Consider the following 15570-nt stretch of genomic DNA (forward strand, 5'->3'; position numbering starts at 1 on the left):
CCCTCTCGTCCCGAAAAGCACTGAAAGTACCGGTCATCCACCGTCCCGGCCCGAATTCCCGCCGCCGGGCCGGGGAATTGTCGGGGCCGCCCATTAGCGTTCCCGGCATGACCATTGTCGAAGAGCACCGGACCGAGATCCGCGTGCAGGACACCGTTTATCGCATCGAGGTCGCCGCCCGTGAGGGTGGCGGCGCGGCCGGGGAAGACCGCTGGGTGACCGTCATGGTCGGCGGAGCCGGACCGCAACAGGAGCCTGTCGCCGAAGGCAGGCTCGACATCGACGCCGAGGCCGTACCGGCTTTGGCGACCGTCCTTTCCGACACGCTGATGGCGTTCGCCGGTCGGAGCAACGGCCGGAACGGCCGCCGAAGATCGGCCGACCGTCCCGCGCACCAGGGCCTGCCGTGGTCCGAAGAACTGGACGCGGAACTGGAAGGCCGTTGGCTGGCCGGGGAAAGCGTCGAGGAGATCGCGCGGCGGTTCGAACGGACGCCGGGCGGGATCCGGGCCCGGCTGCCGAGGGTCGGCTGCGACCCGGAGCGCCGGGGCGCGTATCTCCCGATCCCGCCAAGTCAGCGAGAGGTGGGTGAACTCGGCTGAACGAAGGCGGCCGCGAGGGTCACCCGGCCCTCGTGGCCGCCGTCAGTCCACTGTGGACGAAATACCGCGGTTCACCCGCGCCGCCATCTCCCGGAGGTGGCCGATCAGTTCCGGCGGCTCGTGCACGGTGAATTCACAGCCGAGTCCCAGCAGACGGAACGCGAGCCAGTCGAGGGTGTCCGCGCCCGCGTTCCAGACGCAGCTCTCGTCATCGATCGGCTCGATTTCGCCGATGTTGTCCCCGATCGCGGGGGCGACCTGGTTCATCGGCGCGTGCAGGGTCACGCGCGCGCTGTAAGTGGGAAGGAGGCTGTACATCCTGTCGGTGACATAAGCCGCCACGTCCTCCGCGGGAGGCTGCCTGGGAGTGGTCCGGCCACCGGTCGCTCGCGGTTCGGAGATCCGGTCCGCACGGAAGATCCGCCAGTCGTCGCGGTCGAGGTCATAGCCGAGCAAATACCAGCGGCGACCGGCCGAGACGAGCCGGTGCGGTTCGACGTGCCGCCGGGATTCGGTGCCGTCGCCCGTGCGGTAGGCGAAGCGTGTCCGCTCCGTGTTGGCGATCGCGCCGGCGAAGACGGTGAGGTGTTCCGGGTCCACCGCGGGGCCGGTGCCGGGCAGCGGCACGGTCGCGGCGCCCAGCGCGCCGACGCGGTAACGCAGCCGCGAGGGCAGCACCTGCTCGAGCTTCGCCAGTGCCCGCACCGACGACTCCTCGATCCCCGAGATCGCCTGTCCGGCGGCGCCACGGAGACCGACCGCGATCGCGACGGCCTCCTCGTCGTCGAGCAGTAGCGGTGGCATCGCCGCGCCCGCGCCAAGCCGGTAGCCGCCGTCGGAACCTCGCGACGCCTCGACGGGGTAGCCGAGCTCACGCAGCCTGTCGATGTCGCGCCGGATGGTCCGCTGGCTGACCTCCAGCCGTTCGGCGAGCTCGCTGCCAGGCCACTCACGGGGTGTCTGCAAGAGCGACAGCAGGCTGAGCAACCGGGCGGGCGTGTCTGTCATGCGGCAAGGATGCCCCGTATAAGGGACACGAGCTGGCCTATATCGGGTGACCCACATGACTATGTTTGATTGAACTTGCACGCCTGTGCATAATCATGCGTATGACGGTGAAGATCGCGGTAGCCGGAGCCAGCGGGTACGCGGGTGGCGAACTCCTGCGCCTGTTGCTGACCCATCCCGAAGTCCAGATCGGCGCGCTGACCGCGGCCAGCTCCGCGGGGACCCCACTGATCCAGCACCAGCCGCATCTCGCTCCGCTGGCGGACCGTGTCCTGCTGGAGACCACCCCGGAGACCCTGGCCGGGCACGACGTCGTCTTCCTCGCCCTGCCGCACGGGCACTCGGGGGCCATCGCCGCCCAGCTGGGTCCGGACGTCCTGGTGGTCGACCTCGGCGCGGACCACCGCCTCGCGAACGAGGCCGACTGGCAGCGCTGGTACGGCGGCGACCACGCCGGGCAGTGGCCGTACGGGCTCCCCGAACTCCCCGGCGCCCGCGAGCGCCTCGCCGGGACCAAGCGCATCGCGGTCCCCGGCTGTTTCCCGACCGGCGGTTCGATCGCCCTCGCCCCGGCCCTCGCCGCGGGCCTGGTCCAACCGGAGGTCAACGTCGTCGCCGTCACCGGGACCTCCGGTGCGGGCAAGAGCCTCAAGCCGAACCTCCTCGGTTCGGAGGTGATGGGTTCGGCCACCGCGTACGGCGTCGGCGGCGCCCACCGCCACACGCCCGAATTCGCGCAGAACCTCTCGGCGGTCTCGGGGGAGCAGGTCAAGGTGTCCTTCACCCCCGTGCTGGCCCCGATGCCGCGCGGGATCCTCACCACCGCGAGCGCCGCGCTCAAGTCCGATTTGGACGCCGACGGCGCCCGCGAGGTGTACGAGAAGGCTTACGCCGCCGAGCCGTTCGTCCAGCTGCTGCCGCCTGGCCAGTGGCCGTCGTCGGCATCGGTGGTCGGCTCGAACAACGTCCAGCTGCAGGTCACCGTCGACGCCGACCCCCGGCGCCTGATCGTGGTCGCGGCCATCGACAACCTCACCAAGGGCACCGCCGGCGGTGCCGTCCAGTCCATGAACCTCGCGCTCGGCCTCCCCGAGACCACCGGACTTCCGACCGTAGGAGTCGCTCCGTGACCGTCACCCAGCCGAAGGGATTCCGGGCCGCGGGCGTCGCCGCCGGGATCAAGGCCGCCGGAAAGCTCGACCTCACGCTCATCGTCAACGACGGCCCGCTGCGGGTCGCGGCCGGCGTGTTCACGCGCAACGTGATCAAGGCCGCGCCCGTGCTGTGGTCGCAAGAGGTGCTCAAGCAGCGGCGACTCAAGGCCGTCGTCCTCAACTCCGGCGGCGCGAACGCGGCCACCGGCCCCGGCGGTTTCCAGGACACGCACAAGACCGCCGAGAAGGTCGCCGAACTCTGCGAGGCGGGCGCGATCGAGGTCGCGGTCTGCTCGACCGGCCTGATCGGCGAGCGCCTGCCGATGGAAGCACTGCTTTCCGGCGTGGACACCGCCTTCAAGGAACTCGGCACCGGCGCCGAAAGCGATCTCAACGCCGCCACCGCGGTCATGACCACCGACAGCAAGCCGAAGCAGGCGGACGCGAAGCACGACAGCGGCTGGAGTGTCGGCGGGTTCGCCAAGGGTGCGGGCATGCTCGCCCCGAACCTCGCGACGATGCTCTCGGTCCTCACCACCGACGCGGTCGTCACGCCCGAGGTCCTCGACAGGGCCTTGCGCGCCGCCACCGGTGTCACCTTCGACCGGCTCGACGTCGACGGCGGGACCTCCACCAACGACACCGTGCTCGTCCTCGCGTCCGGCGCCAGCGGCGTCGAGCCGACCGAGGCCGAACTGACCGAACTGCTCACCGCCGTCAGCCTCGACCTCGTGCTGCAACTGCGCGCGGACTCCGAAGGCGCGACCAAGTACGTCGACGTCACGGTCACCGGTGCGGCGAGCCAGACGGACGCCATCGCTGTCGGCCGGACGATCGCCGAGGACAACCTGGTCAAGACCGCGCTGTTCGGTTCGGACCCGAACTGGGGCCGCATCGCCATGGCACTGGGCCGCGTGCCCGCGGAGATCGACCCGGAGAAGGTCGCCATCACGATCAACGGCGTCACCCTGTTCGCCAAGGGCACCCCCGCCGCGGACCGTTCCGAGGCGGACCTCTCCGGCCGTGACATCCGGATCGTCGTCGACCTGGGGCTCGGCGAAGGCGAGGCGACGATCTACACGACCGACCTCTCGCACGCGTACGTCGAAGAGAACAGCGCGTACTCGTCATGAGCCCTTCCGAATCCACGGTACCCGCGGACGAACGGCTCGCGACGGCCGCGGAGAAGGCCGCGATCCTCATCGAGGCCCTGCCCTGGCTGCAGCGCTTCCACGGCGCCACTGTCGTGGTGAAGTACGGCGGCAACGCCATGATCGACGAGAGCCTCAAGCAGGCTTTCGCCGAGGACATGGTGTTCCTGCGCATGGCCGGGCTGCGTCCGGTGGTGGTGCACGGCGGCGGCCCGCAGATCACCGCGATGCTCAACCGGCTCGGCGTCGAAGGCGAGTTCAAGGGCGGCCTGCGCGTCACCACGCCCGAGACGATGGACATCGTCCGCATGGTGCTCACCGGCCAGGTCAGCCGCGAACTGGTCGGGCTGATCAACGCGCACGGCCCACACGCGGTCGGTATCTCCGGCGAGGACGCGCGGTTGTTCACCGCCGAGCGCAAACAGGCCACTGTGGACGGTGTGCCGGTCGACATCGGGCTGGTCGGCGAGATCTCCGAGGTCAACCCGGACGCGGTGCTCGATATCGTCAACGCCGGCCGGATCCCGGTCGTGTCCACCGTGGCCCCGGATGTCGACGGCGTCGTGCACAACATCAACGCCGACACCGCCGCCGGTGCGCTGGCCGCCGCGCTTGGCGCGGAGAAACTCGTCGTCCTCACCGACGTCGAAGGCCTTTACGCCAACTGGCCGGATCGCGGTTCGCTGGTCGATCGCATCCGCGTGGACCGCCTCGAAACCCTGTTGCCCGGTCTCGCCAGCGGCATGATCCCGAAGATGGAGGCCTGCGTGCGCGCCATCCGCGGCGGTGTCCGCCGGGCACACGTGATCGACGGCCGGATCGCCCACTCGGTGCTGCTGGAGGTCTTCACCTCCCGTGGCATCGGTACCATGGTCTTCCCCGAAACGGAGCTCCCGTGACCACGCTCAAGTCCAATGTAGACGGCCAGGAGCACTGGAAGTCGTCCCTCATGGACAACTACGGCACCCCTTCGCTGACGCTGGTCCGCGGCGAGGGCGCGAAGGTCTGGGACGCCGACGGCAAACCGTACATCGACCTGCTCGGCGGAATCGCCGTCAACGCGCTCGGCCACGCCCACCCCGCTGTGGTCGCCGCGGTCACCGAGCAGGTCGCGAAACTCGGGCACACCTCGAACCTGTACGTGAACCCCGTCGTTGTCGAACTGGCCGAAACCCTCCTGGACGTCGCTGGCCTGCCCGGTAACGCGAAGGTGCTGTTCGTCAACTCCGGCGCGGAAGCCAACGAAGCCGCGCTGAAGATCAGCAGGCTCACCGGGCGCACGAAGATCGTCGCCTGCGAGGGAGCCTTCCACGGCCGTACCATGGGCGCGCTGACACTGACCGGTCAGCCGTCGAAGCGCGACGCGTTCGAGCCACTGGTTCCCGGCGTCGTTCACGTTCCTTACGGAGACGTCGACGCGCTTCGCGCCGCAGTGGACAACGAAACGGCGGCGTTGTTCCTCGAGCCGATCCTCGGGGAAGCGGGTGTCGTCCCGGCGCCGGACGGTTACCTCCAGGCCGCGCGGGAGATCACCAAGGCGACCGGGACCCTGCTGGTCCTCGACGAGGTGCAGACCGGCATCGGCCGCACCGGCTCGTGGTTCGCCTTCCAGCACACCGGCATCGTCCCGGACGTCATCACCCTGGCGAAGGGACTCGGCGGTGGCCTGCCGATCGGCGCGGTCATCGGCGTCGGCGAGGTGGGTAAACTCATGAAGCCGGGGCAGCACGGGACCACTTTCGGGGGAAACCCGATCTGCTGCGCCGCGGGACTCGCTGTGCTCAAGACCATCGCCAAGGACAACCTGAACGACCACGTTTCCGCGCTGGGCAAGGACATCGCGACCGGGGTCGAGGAACTCGGCCATCCGCTGGTGGCCGGGGTCCGCGGCGCCGGGCTGCTGCTCGGCATCGCGTTGCGCGAACCGGTCTCGGCGGCGGTCGCCAAGGCCGCACAGGAGGCGGGTTACCTGGTCAACCCTATCGCCCCGGACACCATCCGACTGGCACCACCGCTGATCCTGAGCGCCGACGAGGCCAAGGGATTCCTCGAAGCCCTTCCCGGGGCGCTCGATTCCACCACCACCTAGGACAGAGACAAACGCATGCTCCGCAACTTTCTCCGTGACGACGATCTCAACCCGGCCGAACAGGCCGAGATCCTGGATCTCGCCGACCAGCTGAAGGCCGAGCCGCTGAGCTCCCGCGCGCTGGAGGGCAAGTCCGTCGCGGCGATCTTCGAGAAGAACTCCACCCGGACCCGGTTCTCGTTCGAGGTGGGCATCGCCCAGCTCGGCGGTAACCCGGTCATCGTCGACGGACGCTCCATGCAACTCGGCCGCGAAGAGACCATTGAGGACACTTCGCGGGTGCTTTCGCGGTACCTGGACGCGATCGTGTGGCGGACCTTCGCCCAGAAGCGCATCGACGCGATGGCCTCGGCGGCGGGTATCCCGGTGATCAACGCGCTCACCGACGAATTCCACCCGTGCCAGGTGCTCACCGACCTGATGACCATCCGCGAACGCAAGGGCAAGCTCGCCGGGCTCACCCTGGTCTACCTCGGCGACGGAGCCAACAACATGGCGCATTCGCTACTGCTGGGCGGGACCACGGCCGGAATGCATGTGCGCGTCGTCTCTCCGGAGGGCTTCCAGCCGGATCAGCAGGTCATGCTCGACGCCAAGCACCGTTCGAGCGAGACCGGCGGCAGCACCACGGTCTTCACCGATCCGTACGCCGCTGTCGAAGGCGCGGACGTCGTCGTCACCGACACGTGGACGTCGATGGGGCAGGAGAACGACGGCCTCGACCGCGTCGGCCCGTTCCGTGAACTGCAGGTCAACGCCGCGCTGATGCGCCGAGCCGCGGATGAGGCGATCGTGCTGCACTGCCTGCCCGCGCACCGCGGCTGGGAGATCACCGACGAGGTCATCGACGGCCCGTCGAGCGCGGTCTGGGACGAGGCCGAAAACCGGTTGCACGCGCAGAAGGCGCTGCTGGTATGGCTCCTGGACGAGAAGCGACGATGACCGGCGGCAGAGTCACCCGGCAGGCCCGGATCACCGAACTCGTGTCGACGATGGCCATCCGCAGCCAGACGGAACTCGCGAAGCTCCTGGCGGCGGAAGGCATCGACGTCACCCAGGCGACGCTTTCGCGGGATCTCGACGAACTGGGCGCGGTCAAGCTGCGGGGCGCTGACTCCGGCGCTCCCGTGTACGTGATCCCGGAGGACGGCAGCCCGGTACGAGGAGTGCAAGGTGGCACGTCCCGGCTTTCGCGGTTGCTCGCCGAATTGCTCGTTTCGGCGGACTCGTCGGGGAACCTGACGGTGCTGCGCACTCCGCCGGGTGCGGCCCAATTCCTCGCCAGCGCCATCGACAGGGCGGCGCTGGAGGAGGTCGTCGGATCGATCGCAGGCGACGACACGGTCGCGGTGATCGCGAGGGAACCGTTGTCCGGCAAGGACCTGGCCGAGCGTTTCATGGCGCTGGCCCGACGGTCGTCCACAGCGGACGGCGGTGAGGAGACCGAAGGTGACGCCTGACGAGCGCACACTGTACGACTTCAGCACAGGCGCTACGTTCGACCAGTCAGTCGCCTGAAGAAAACCCAAGAATTCGAGGAGTGTTGTGAGCGGGAATGAGCAGCCGGTGCAGCTGTGGGGCGGCCGGTTCGCCAGCGGGCCGGCGGAGGCGATGGCGGCGCTGAGCGCGTCGACCCATTTCGACTGGCGGCTGGCGCCGTACGACATCGCCGGGTCGAGGGCCCACGCGCGAGTGCTGCGGAAGGCCGGGCTTCTCACCGAAGACGAGCTGACGGGCATGCTCGCCGCGCTGGACACGCTCGCGCAGGACGTCGCCTCGGGCGCGTTCACCCCGACCGTCGCCGACGAGGACGTCCACACCGCGCTCGAACGCGGTCTGCTGGAGCGGGCGGGTACCGAACTCGGTGGCAAGCTGCGGGCGGGCCGTTCGCGCAACGACCAGGTCGCGACGTTGTTCCGGATGTGGCTGCGTGACGCCGCCCGCCGGGTGGTCGCCGGCACCCTCGGCGTCGTCGACGCGCTGGTTTCGCAGGCGAAGCGGCACCCGGACGCGATCCTTCCGGGGCGCACCCACCTGCAGCACGCCCAGCCGGTCCTGCTGGCGCACCACCTGCTCGCGCACGGCCAGTCGCTGCTGCGCGACGTCACCCGGTTGCGTGACTGGGACGCTCGCACCGCCGAGTCGCCCTACGGTTCCGGCGCGCTCGCGGGTTCCTCGCTCGGGCTCGACCCCGAGGCCGTCGCCGCGGAACTCGGCTTCGACACCAGCGTCGACAACTCGATCGACGGCACCGCCTCGCGGGACTTCGTCGCCGAGTTCGCGTTCGACGTCGCGATGCTCGCGGTCAACCTGTCCAGGATCGCCGAAGAGGTGATCATCTGGAACACCGCCGAATTCTGCTACGTCACCCTCGACGACGCCTGGGCGACCGGCAGTTCGATCATGCCGCAGAAGAAGAACCCGGACGTCGCCGAGCTGACTCGTGGCAAGGCCGGTCGGCTCATCGGCAACCTGACCGGGCTGCTCGCGACGCTCAAGGCGCAGCCGCTCGCGTACAACCGGGATCTGCAGGAGGACAAGGAGCCGGTCTTCGACTCCGTCGAGCAGCTGGAACTGCTGTTCCCGGCGATCGCGGGCATGCTCGAGACGCTGACCTTCCACACCGACCGGCTCGCCGAACTGGCGCCCGCCGGGTTCACCCTCGCCACGGACATCGCCGAATGGCTTGTGCGCCAAGGGGTTCCGTTCCGTGTCGCGCATGAAGCGGCGGGGGAGAGCGTCCGCGTCGCCGAAGGCCGCGGTGTCGGCCTCGACGAACTGACCGACGAAGAGTTCGAGAAGATCAACCCGGCGCTGACGCCCGCCGTACGCGAGGTGCTGACCGTCGAGGGCTCGGTGAACTCGCGCAACGCCCGTGGCGGAACCGCTCCCGAGCGGGTCGCCGAACAGCGGGACCGGCTGGTCGCGCGGGTCACCGAACACCGTGCCTGGCTGAGCTGACCTCTCGCGTGAGGCCCCCTTCTGTAGCCCCGGAGGCCGGTAGCCGTCTGCCCTGCACTAACACGGTTACTGGCCTTCGGCGGTACGCAGCGGGTACACAACAGTTGAGAACACGTCATCCATGAGCGAGCGGGCGTGTTCGTGGGCCTCCTCGAACAGGTGCCCGCACGTCTCGGACGTGGTGATGATGGAAGCGTGTCCCAGGTAGTCGCGGACCAGTTCCATGGAGGCGCCCCGATGGGCGGACCGTCTTCGATCAGCCGGGACGCGAAGTAGTGACGAAGGTTGTGCATCCTGTAGGCGCCGCCCGTGTCAAGTTCGGCCGCCTTGATCGCGGGGAGTTGCTGACCGCGTACGAGCGAGTGCTAGGAGACGGCATGAAGAGGTCCGACCTTGTCCATCCTCGCCTGATCAAGATCGACACTCCGCAGGAGCGCGAACGCGTCTTGGCGGCCGTCGATGTTGGGGAGCCTGACGTGTTCGCCCAAGGGTCGACGTCCAGCTCTATCGATGCGGCGATCTGCCCGAACTTGTCCGAGAACGCCATCGGCCACTTCCGGACTTGGGCGATCGAGGGCAAGACATCGACCCTGCGGGCCAACGCGATTTCCGTGTTGGGTTTCTTGCCGGGTAGAGAGAACGCCGAAGTAGTAGCGCGGGCGCTAGACACGGACCTGAAGGTTCGGAGGCTCTGCGTAGCGTCCGAGGTTTCCCGGCTGTTGCAGTGGGATTGGCCGACGTCGCTACAGGTCGCTGACGACCCGACGACGGCGCCGAACGCGAAGAAACTTGGAGCGAAGCTGGCGAAAGAGGCCGTCGACCCGAAGGACACCGAATCTCGCTGGGTCGCCGGTTGGCTGCTACAGCGGCTAGCCCCGGTTCTCGGCTGATTCGCCCCCTCGGTCATACCCGTGTCATGATCCGACACGGGGAGACAGGGGTGCGACTGGAGCGAAATCGAAGAAGTCGCCGCAGCGCTGCGGGCTGCCGTCGCGTCTCTTGAAAAGGCAGAGCAGGCAACGCAGCGGGCCGCCGGGGGCTTCGGAGAATCTGCCGAGCATCTAGGGCAGGCCGTCTACGGCACCGCTAACCCTGAGATAGGAGCTTTGCCTGGCCGGTACGACGAGCTACGCCAGTCCGCAGAGCAGGCGGTCAGCCACTTCAGGACCGTGAAGGCGAACATCTCGGCATATCTCGGCAAGATCGGCGCATCGGCAACACCTGCAAACAGCGAGTTCACAGGTCCGAAGCGGGAAGAGGGAGCCCGCGGCCGGCCTGGTGTGCACACCACAACCACGCAGACGAAGCCCGACCCGGTTTCACAAGACCGCGTGGATGAACTGAAGCGAGATCTTCCGCCGCGCGTCGACCGTCGGGAGGGGCAGAAGACACACGGGCAGTGGGTCACGGACTCAGGCGAAGGGGATGCCGGGTACATCGTGAGCGGTCGTGACGACATGGAAGCCGCAGCCGTCCAGTTCTTCAAGGACCAGGGCGCCCGGCGGATGCCTTCCACGACTGCCGACGTCGAGGTCAAGCTAGCCGTTCGCATGCAGAACAAGGGCATCACCAGTGCAACCGTCGTCGTCAACAACGAGGTGTGCAAAGGCCCGTTCGGCTGTGAGACGTTGGTTCCCAAGATCCTTCCTCAAGGCAGCGCGCTCACCGTGTACGGGACCATGCCAGACGGGCAGCCCATCGGTGCCACCTACCTCGGACAGAGAAAGAAGCCATGATCGAAGCTTGGTATGACGGCACGGTGACCGGAGCGACCACGGTCACCACTGGGGCCGATCTCGACCGCGTTCTAGACGCCGTGGCGACCATGGACGGGCCGACGCTCGCCGAGTTGTACACGGACGGCGACCCGGAGAAGTCATGGCTTGAGATCGGCCTCCACGGCGAACGGGCAAGCCTGAAGTACGTCGGAGACGACGCACCGAACGGGGCGCACTCGAAGAGCGGGACGTTCCCGCTACCGCCGGGCGGACAGGTTCTCTACTACTTTATGAACAACCCTCGGGAGTACCCGGACGACGCGGAGATCCCCGTAGACGTCGCCCGGCGGGCCGCCCATGACTTCCTGACTTCCGGCGGGCAACGGCCGTCCGGCGTGAACTGGACCGAGCAGGATGGTCCGCTGTAGCACTTGGCCGTCAAAGGCGGGGGCCAACGGTTTGCGTGCCGGTACACGCTGGGTACACCGGCGTACCGATAAGGGCCGGTAGCGACCGGTACTAATAGGTTCGATTTTCGCTCGTCACCGACCCATCTGGCGCCTTTGCGCAGATCAGAAACAGGCACTACAGAAGGCCCCCTTCCCTCGCTGAACCGAGAGAAGGGGGCCTTCACGCGTTGGCCGCCAAACCGTCGAGGACGCAGGAAAGGCCACGCTCGAAGTCGGAGTCGTTGGTCTCGCCGGGCTTCCGTTCCCGCTGGGCCGCGTACAGCTTCTTCAGCCGCGGGTGGTCCTGCACGGCCTGCTCGGCGGCGGGCCACAGCCGATCTTTCCATTCCTGCTCGCTCTGCCCGCTGCGCTTGAGCGTGGTGAGCCACGCGGCTTCGCTGGTGGCCCGCCCGACGACGAACGCCATGATTGTGTTGAACGCCAGATCGGCGTCGTCCAGCGAGAACCCGGCGTCCTCGAACAGCGCCAGCGCCGCCTCGGACAACCGCAGGACGTTCGGTCCCAGATACGCCACCCCCGCCTCGCCGAGCAGCGAGCCGATCCAGGGATGGCGGAGGAACACCGAGCGCAGGTCTCGCGCGAACCGCGTCGCCGCCGCTCGCCACGGACCGGACTCCGGGAGTGCGACTTCGCCGTAGATCTCGTCGACTACCAGTTCGACCAGTTCGTCCTTGCTGGCCACGTGGGTGTACATCGACGCGGCGGCCACGTCGAGCCGGATCCCGAGCTTCCGCATGCTCAGCGCGTCGATGCCCTCGGCGTCGAGCAGTTTGATGGCCGCGGAAACGATCTGTTCCCTGTTCAGCGACGGTTGCTCACGCTTTCGTTTCGGAGGACGAGCCCAGACCGACATTCGCTGTCTCACCTTCCCGTACAGTGTTCATTATGCCTAACAGTGTACGGACATCATTCGACCTTGCCCACTGGCAGTCCCGCCTCGATGCCCTGCGGGCCGAACACCGCGTTCCCGGTGCGACCCTCGCCGTACTCACCGACGGCGAGATCCACGAACTCGCGAGCGGGATCCTGCACCGGGGGACCGGCGTCGAGACCACCACCGACTCGGTCTTCCAGCTCGGCTCGGTCGCGAAGGTCTACACGGCCGCGTTGGTGATGGGGCTGGCCGAAGAGGGACGGCTGGATCTCGACGCACCGGTGGTCGAGGTCTTGCCGGAGTTCGCGACGGTCGATCCGGACGCGACCAAGACGATCACCGCCCGGCGGCTTCTGAGCCACACCAGCGGCCTCACCTGCGACTTCACCGACGACACCGGGCGCGGCGACGACTGTCTCGCCAAGTACGTCGAAGCGGCGAGGGGTGTGGCGATGGACTGCCCGCCGGGGACGGCGGCGTCCTACAGCAGTGTCGGGTACAACGTGCTCGGCAGGATCATCGAGGTACTCACCGGTCTGACCTGGGACAACGCCCTGCGGGAACGGCTCGTCGCGCCTCTCGGGCTCGCCGAGACGATGACCTTGCCCGAAGAGGCGTTGCGGTTCCGGGTGGCGATGGGGCATCTCGGGCAGGACCCGGAGCCGACGGCCGCCTGGGATCTCATGCCGCGTAACGCCGGTCCCTACGGCCGGGTCCTCGCCACCGCCGGTGACGTGGTCCGCTTCGCGCTGATGCTGCTCGATGGCACCGCGGCCGACGGGACTCGCGTACTCGCCGAGGAGACGGTGACCGCGATGCGGCGTCGCGAGGTCGAGGTACCCGACAAGTGGACGCTCGGTTCCGACGGCTGGGGCCTGGGCCTGTCGATCTACGACTGGAACGGTGTTCCCGGCTTCGGGCACAACGGCTCCTCGATCGGGCAGCGCTCCTACCTGCGGGTGGTTCCGGAAGCCGAGCTAGCCTTCGCCCTGCTCACCAACCACGGCACGACCGATCGGCTGTACACCGCCCTGTCACGGGAACTGCTCGGCGAACTCGCCGGAGTCCAGGTGCCCGCCGATTTCGCTCCGCCGCCGTCGCCGCCTTCGGTGAACGTCGCACCCTTCGCGGGTACCTATCGCCGCGAAGGTGTCATCATCACCGTCACCGAGAAGGACGGGAAGCTGCGCTTCGTCTACGAATTCGCTGATGCGCTCAAGGGAATCGCACCGCCGATCGAGGCGGATCTGGTGCCCGTGTCGAAGAACGTCTTCGCCGGGAGGAACTCGATGTTCGGCGACGACTGGATGCCGGTGCTGTTCTCGAGACTCCCCGACGGCACCGAATACTGCTACACCGGCATGCGAGTGGCGCCGAGAATCCCGGCGTTCCGTGCGGGTGTCGAATCTGTCGGAGCCTCCGGTTAAGGTCGGGGAGTGCGGAACGTGGTGACCGGGAGACAGTTCACCCGGCGGGAACTGGCGCTGGATCCGGTGGAGCTGTCCACGCTCCTGCTCGGCGCGGTGATCGAAGCGACCGGTCCGGACGGCACGGTCGCCGTCCGCCTGGTCGAGGTCGAGGCCTATCGCGGACTCGACGATCCCGCGTCGCACTGTTATCGCGGCCAGACCCCGCGCAACGCGGTCATGTGGGGGCCGGCGGGGCATCTGTACGTGTACTTCGTCTACGGCATGCACTTCTGCGCCAACGTCGTCGGCACCGAAGACGGGCAACCGGGCGCCGTGCTGCTGCGGGCCGGAGAGGTGGTGTCCGGCGCGGACATCGCCAAGGCGCGCAGGCCGTCGGCGCGGGGCAACGGCGAACTCGCCAAAGGCCCGGCCATCCTCACTTCGGTGCTCGGCATCGACCGGGCCGAGAACGGGGCCGACTTGACCGACCCCGCGTCACCCGTCCGGCTGTACACCGGTGAACGCGTTCCCGAATCGTCCATCCGCAGCGGGCCGCGCGTCGGCGTCGCGATGGCGATGGACACGCCGTGGCGGTTCTGGATCGACGGCTCGCCCGCGGTCTCGGCGTATCGCCGCGGCGGCAAGCGGCGGGCGGCGGCCCCCGGCCGATAGTCGGTTGACCTGGTGCGGGAGGATCTACAGGCGTGAGCGAGCACATCCTTGACGAGCTGACCTGGCGCGGCCTGATCGCGCAATCCACCGACACCGACGCACTGCGGCGAGACCTCGACCAAGGACCCCTCACGCTCTATTGCGGATTCGACCCGACGGCACCGAGCCTGCACGCCGGCAACCTGGTCCCACTGCTGATGCTCTCGCGCTTCCAGCGCGCCGGACACCGGCCGATCGTGCTGGCAGGCGTCGCCACCGGGATGATCGGCGACCCACGCGATACCGGTGAGCGCACTCTCAACACACTGGACACCGTTTCCGAGTGGGCAGACCGGATCCGCGGTCAGCTGGAGCGGTTCGTCGACTTCGACGACTCGCCGACCGGCGCGGTCATCGAGAACAACCTGAGCTGGACCGCGAAGCAGACGGTGGTCGAGTTCCTGCGCGATGTCGGCAAACACTTCCCGGTCAACACCATGCTGAACCGCGAGACGGTGAAGCGCCGCCTCGAAGCCGACGGCATGTCCTACACCGAGTTCAGCTACCTGCTGCTCCAGTCGCAGGACTACCTGCACCTGTACCGCGAGTACGGCTGCAAGCTGCAGATCGGCGGCTCGGATCAGTGGGGCAACCTCGTCGGCGGCGTCGACCTGATCCGCCGGACCGACGGCGGGCACACCCACGCGCTGACCGCGCCGCTGGTCACCGACACCGAGGGACGCAAGTTCGGGAAGTCCACCGGCGGCGGCAGTGTCTGGCTCGACCCGGAGATGACCTCGCCGTACGCGTGGTTCCAGTACTTCCTGAACGTCGCCGACGCCGACGTCGTCCGCTACCTGAGGATGTTCTCCTTCCTCGGGCAGGAGGAGATCGCGGCCCTCGCCGAGGACACCGAACAACGCCCCCACCTGCGATCCGCGCAGCGGAAGCTGGCGGAGGACTTCACGACCCTGGTGCACGGCGAGGGGGCGACCCGGCAGGTCATCGCCGCGAGCCAGGCGCTCTTCGGCAGGGGAGAGCTGCGTGAACTCGACTCGTCGACCCTCGACGCCGCCATGGCCGAGGTGCCGAACGGCACGGCGGACCCGAGCGGTGAGTCGACGATCGTCGACCTGCTGATCGCCGCCGGGCTCGTCGACAGCAAGGGCGCCGCGCGCCGCACCGTCAAGGAAGGCGGCGCGTACGTCAACAACACGAAGATCGCCGACGAGGAGTGGAGGCCGTCCGCGGACGACGCTCTGCACGGCCGCTGGCTCGTGGTCCGCAAGGGCAAGCGCAACGTCGCCGGTGTGCGCGTCGGGGGCTGACCGTGGCCCTGGCCCGAAACAGGGGCCCTGACCTGCGTAAATGTCGTTAAGGTACCCCCCTGTTTCGGGCCCCTGGGGGCCATGTAAAGTTCTCCAAGTCGCCAGGGAAACCGGGTGGCCGCGGGACACGAACCAAGCTCTCACCTCAAGGTGAT

General features: G+C 68.2%; 17 protein-coding genes. 14 read left to right on the top strand and 3 right to left on the bottom strand.

Annotated elements, in window-relative coordinates; genetic code table 11:
- Positions 1 to 107: 107 nt before the first annotated feature.
- Positions 108 to 602: a helix-turn-helix domain containing protein gene (locus ACM6LU_RS37380; protein WP_414942590.1), complete on the top strand. Its 495-nt coding sequence runs from the start codon at positions 108 to 110 to the stop codon at positions 600 to 602.
- 42 nt (positions 603 to 644) lie between these two features.
- Here the strand turns inward: ACM6LU_RS37380 and ACM6LU_RS37385 are convergent, their stop codons facing one another.
- Positions 645 to 1610 carry a helix-turn-helix transcriptional regulator gene (locus ACM6LU_RS37385; protein ID WP_414942591.1) on the bottom strand — a complete coding sequence of 322 codons (966 nt, stop codon included), beginning with the start codon at positions 1608 to 1610 and terminating at the stop codon, positions 645 to 647.
- A gap of 101 nt (positions 1611 to 1711) precedes the next feature.
- Between ACM6LU_RS37385 and argC the strand changes: the two genes are divergently transcribed.
- From argC to argH, 7 genes are all read left to right on the top strand, one after another.
- Positions 1712 to 2740 (top strand): N-acetyl-gamma-glutamyl-phosphate reductase, encoded by a 1029-nt coding sequence (argC, locus tag ACM6LU_RS37390; protein ID WP_414942592.1) that lies wholly within the window; start codon positions 1712 to 1714, stop codon positions 2738 to 2740.
- On the top strand, positions 2737 to 3897 hold the full coding sequence (gene argJ, locus ACM6LU_RS37395; protein ID WP_414942593.1) for a bifunctional glutamate N-acetyltransferase/amino-acid acetyltransferase ArgJ: 1161 nt from the start codon (positions 2737 to 2739) through the stop codon (positions 3895 to 3897). Before argC ends, argJ begins: the two co-directional genes overlap by 4 nt.
- On the top strand, positions 3894 to 4814 hold the full coding sequence (gene argB / locus ACM6LU_RS37400) for an acetylglutamate kinase (protein WP_414942594.1): 921 nt from the start codon (positions 3894 to 3896) through the stop codon (positions 4812 to 4814). The genes argJ and argB overlap by 4 nt, the downstream gene beginning before the upstream one ends.
- Entirely contained in the window at positions 4811 to 6004 is a 1194-nt protein-coding gene (locus tag ACM6LU_RS37405) for an acetylornithine transaminase (RefSeq protein ID WP_414942595.1), read from the top strand. Before argB ends, ACM6LU_RS37405 begins: the two co-directional genes overlap by 4 nt.
- A gap of 15 nt (positions 6005 to 6019) precedes the next feature.
- The gene (gene argF / locus ACM6LU_RS37410; protein ID WP_414942596.1) at positions 6020 to 6946 is read left to right on the top strand and encodes an ornithine carbamoyltransferase; all 927 of its coding nucleotides are present in this window, start codon (positions 6020 to 6022) and stop codon (positions 6944 to 6946) included.
- Complete coding sequence (locus ACM6LU_RS37415; RefSeq protein ID WP_414942597.1) at positions 6943 to 7464, top strand: arginine repressor; 522 nt, start codon at positions 6943 to 6945, stop codon at positions 7462 to 7464. Before argF ends, ACM6LU_RS37415 begins: the two co-directional genes overlap by 4 nt.
- A gap of 85 nt (positions 7465 to 7549) precedes the next feature.
- Positions 7550 to 8965, top strand: a complete 1416-nt coding sequence (argH, locus tag ACM6LU_RS37420; RefSeq protein ID WP_414942598.1) for an argininosuccinate lyase — start codon at positions 7550 to 7552, stop codon at positions 8963 to 8965.
- 66 nt (positions 8966 to 9031) lie between these two features.
- Here argH and ACM6LU_RS37425 read toward each other — a convergent pair whose 3' ends face one another.
- Positions 9032 to 9190: a hypothetical protein gene (locus ACM6LU_RS37425; protein ID WP_414942599.1), complete on the bottom strand. Its 159-nt coding sequence runs from the start codon at positions 9188 to 9190 to the stop codon at positions 9032 to 9034.
- A 50-nt stretch (positions 9191 to 9240) separates the two neighbouring features.
- On the opposite strand from ACM6LU_RS37425, the gene ACM6LU_RS37430 reads away from it, so the two are divergent.
- The 3 genes from ACM6LU_RS37430 (at position 9241) to ACM6LU_RS37440 (ending at position 11111) form a co-directional block, all read left to right on the top strand.
- Positions 9241 to 9855: an XRE family transcriptional regulator gene (locus ACM6LU_RS37430; protein WP_414942600.1), complete on the top strand. Its 615-nt coding sequence runs from the start codon at positions 9241 to 9243 to the stop codon at positions 9853 to 9855.
- A 279-nt stretch (positions 9856 to 10134) separates the two neighbouring features.
- Entirely contained in the window at positions 10135 to 10701 is a 567-nt protein-coding gene (locus tag ACM6LU_RS37435; RefSeq protein WP_414942601.1) for a DddA-like double-stranded DNA deaminase toxin, read from the top strand.
- Positions 10698 to 11111: an Imm1 family immunity protein gene (locus ACM6LU_RS37440; protein WP_414942602.1), complete on the top strand. Its 414-nt coding sequence runs from the start codon at positions 10698 to 10700 to the stop codon at positions 11109 to 11111. Before ACM6LU_RS37435 ends, ACM6LU_RS37440 begins: the two co-directional genes overlap by 4 nt.
- A 202-nt stretch (positions 11112 to 11313) precedes the next feature.
- Here ACM6LU_RS37440 and ACM6LU_RS37445 read toward each other — a convergent pair whose 3' ends face one another.
- A complete protein-coding gene (locus tag ACM6LU_RS37445; RefSeq protein WP_414942603.1) occupies positions 11314 to 12006 on the bottom strand; it encodes a TetR/AcrR family transcriptional regulator in 693 nt (230 codons plus the stop codon).
- A 32-nt stretch (positions 12007 to 12038) separates the two neighbouring features.
- Between ACM6LU_RS37445 and ACM6LU_RS37450 the strand changes: the two genes are divergently transcribed.
- Genes ACM6LU_RS37450 through tyrS form a run of 3 tightly spaced genes read left to right on the top strand, consistent with a single transcriptional unit; the run spans position 12039 to position 15415 of the window.
- Positions 12039 to 13454, top strand: coding sequence for a serine hydrolase domain-containing protein (locus ACM6LU_RS37450; protein WP_414942604.1), 1416 nt, complete (start codon positions 12039 to 12041; stop codon positions 13452 to 13454).
- An 18-nt stretch (positions 13455 to 13472) separates the two neighbouring features.
- On the top strand, positions 13473 to 14108 hold the full coding sequence (locus ACM6LU_RS37455) for a DNA-3-methyladenine glycosylase (RefSeq protein WP_414942608.1): 636 nt from the start codon (positions 13473 to 13475) through the stop codon (positions 14106 to 14108).
- Between the two features lie 32 nt (positions 14109 to 14140).
- Positions 14141 to 15415 carry a tyrosine--tRNA ligase gene (gene tyrS / locus ACM6LU_RS37460; RefSeq protein WP_414942605.1) on the top strand — a complete coding sequence of 425 codons (1275 nt, stop codon included), beginning with the start codon at positions 14141 to 14143 and terminating at the stop codon, positions 15413 to 15415.
- Positions 15416 to 15570 lie beyond the last annotated feature (155 nt).

This window comes from Amycolatopsis sp. cmx-11-51 (genome assembly GCF_047608665.1).
Lineage (GTDB): Bacteria > Actinomycetota > Actinomycetes > Mycobacteriales > Pseudonocardiaceae > Amycolatopsis.

Bases quoted from the DNA above. Each gene is read 5' to 3' on its own strand.
- ACM6LU_RS37450 (WP_414942604.1), top strand. From the start codon at position 12,039: ATGCCTAACAGTGTACGGACATCATTCGACCTTGCCCACTGGCAGTCC.
- argB (WP_414942594.1), top strand. From the start codon at position 3,894: ATGAGCCCTTCCGAATCCACGGTACCCGCGGACGAACGGCTCGCGACG.
- ACM6LU_RS37425 (WP_414942599.1), bottom strand. From the start codon at position 9,190: ATGGAACTGGTCCGCGACTACCTGGGACACGCTTCCATCATCACCACG.
- ACM6LU_RS37440 (WP_414942602.1), top strand. From the start codon at position 10,698: ATGATCGAAGCTTGGTATGACGGCACGGTGACCGGAGCGACCACGGTC.
- argC (WP_414942592.1), top strand. From the start codon at position 1,712: ATGACGGTGAAGATCGCGGTAGCCGGAGCCAGCGGGTACGCGGGTGGC.
- ACM6LU_RS37415 (WP_414942597.1), top strand. From the start codon at position 6,943: ATGACCGGCGGCAGAGTCACCCGGCAGGCCCGGATCACCGAACTCGTG.
- ACM6LU_RS37445 (WP_414942603.1), bottom strand. From the start codon at position 12,006: ATGTCGGTCTGGGCTCGTCCTCCGAAACGAAAGCGTGAGCAACCGTCG.
- argF (WP_414942596.1), top strand. From the start codon at position 6,020: ATGCTCCGCAACTTTCTCCGTGACGACGATCTCAACCCGGCCGAACAG.
- ACM6LU_RS37380 (WP_414942590.1), top strand. From the start codon at position 108: ATGACCATTGTCGAAGAGCACCGGACCGAGATCCGCGTGCAGGACACC.
- ACM6LU_RS37385 (WP_414942591.1), bottom strand. From the start codon at position 1,610: ATGACAGACACGCCCGCCCGGTTGCTCAGCCTGCTGTCGCTCTTGCAG.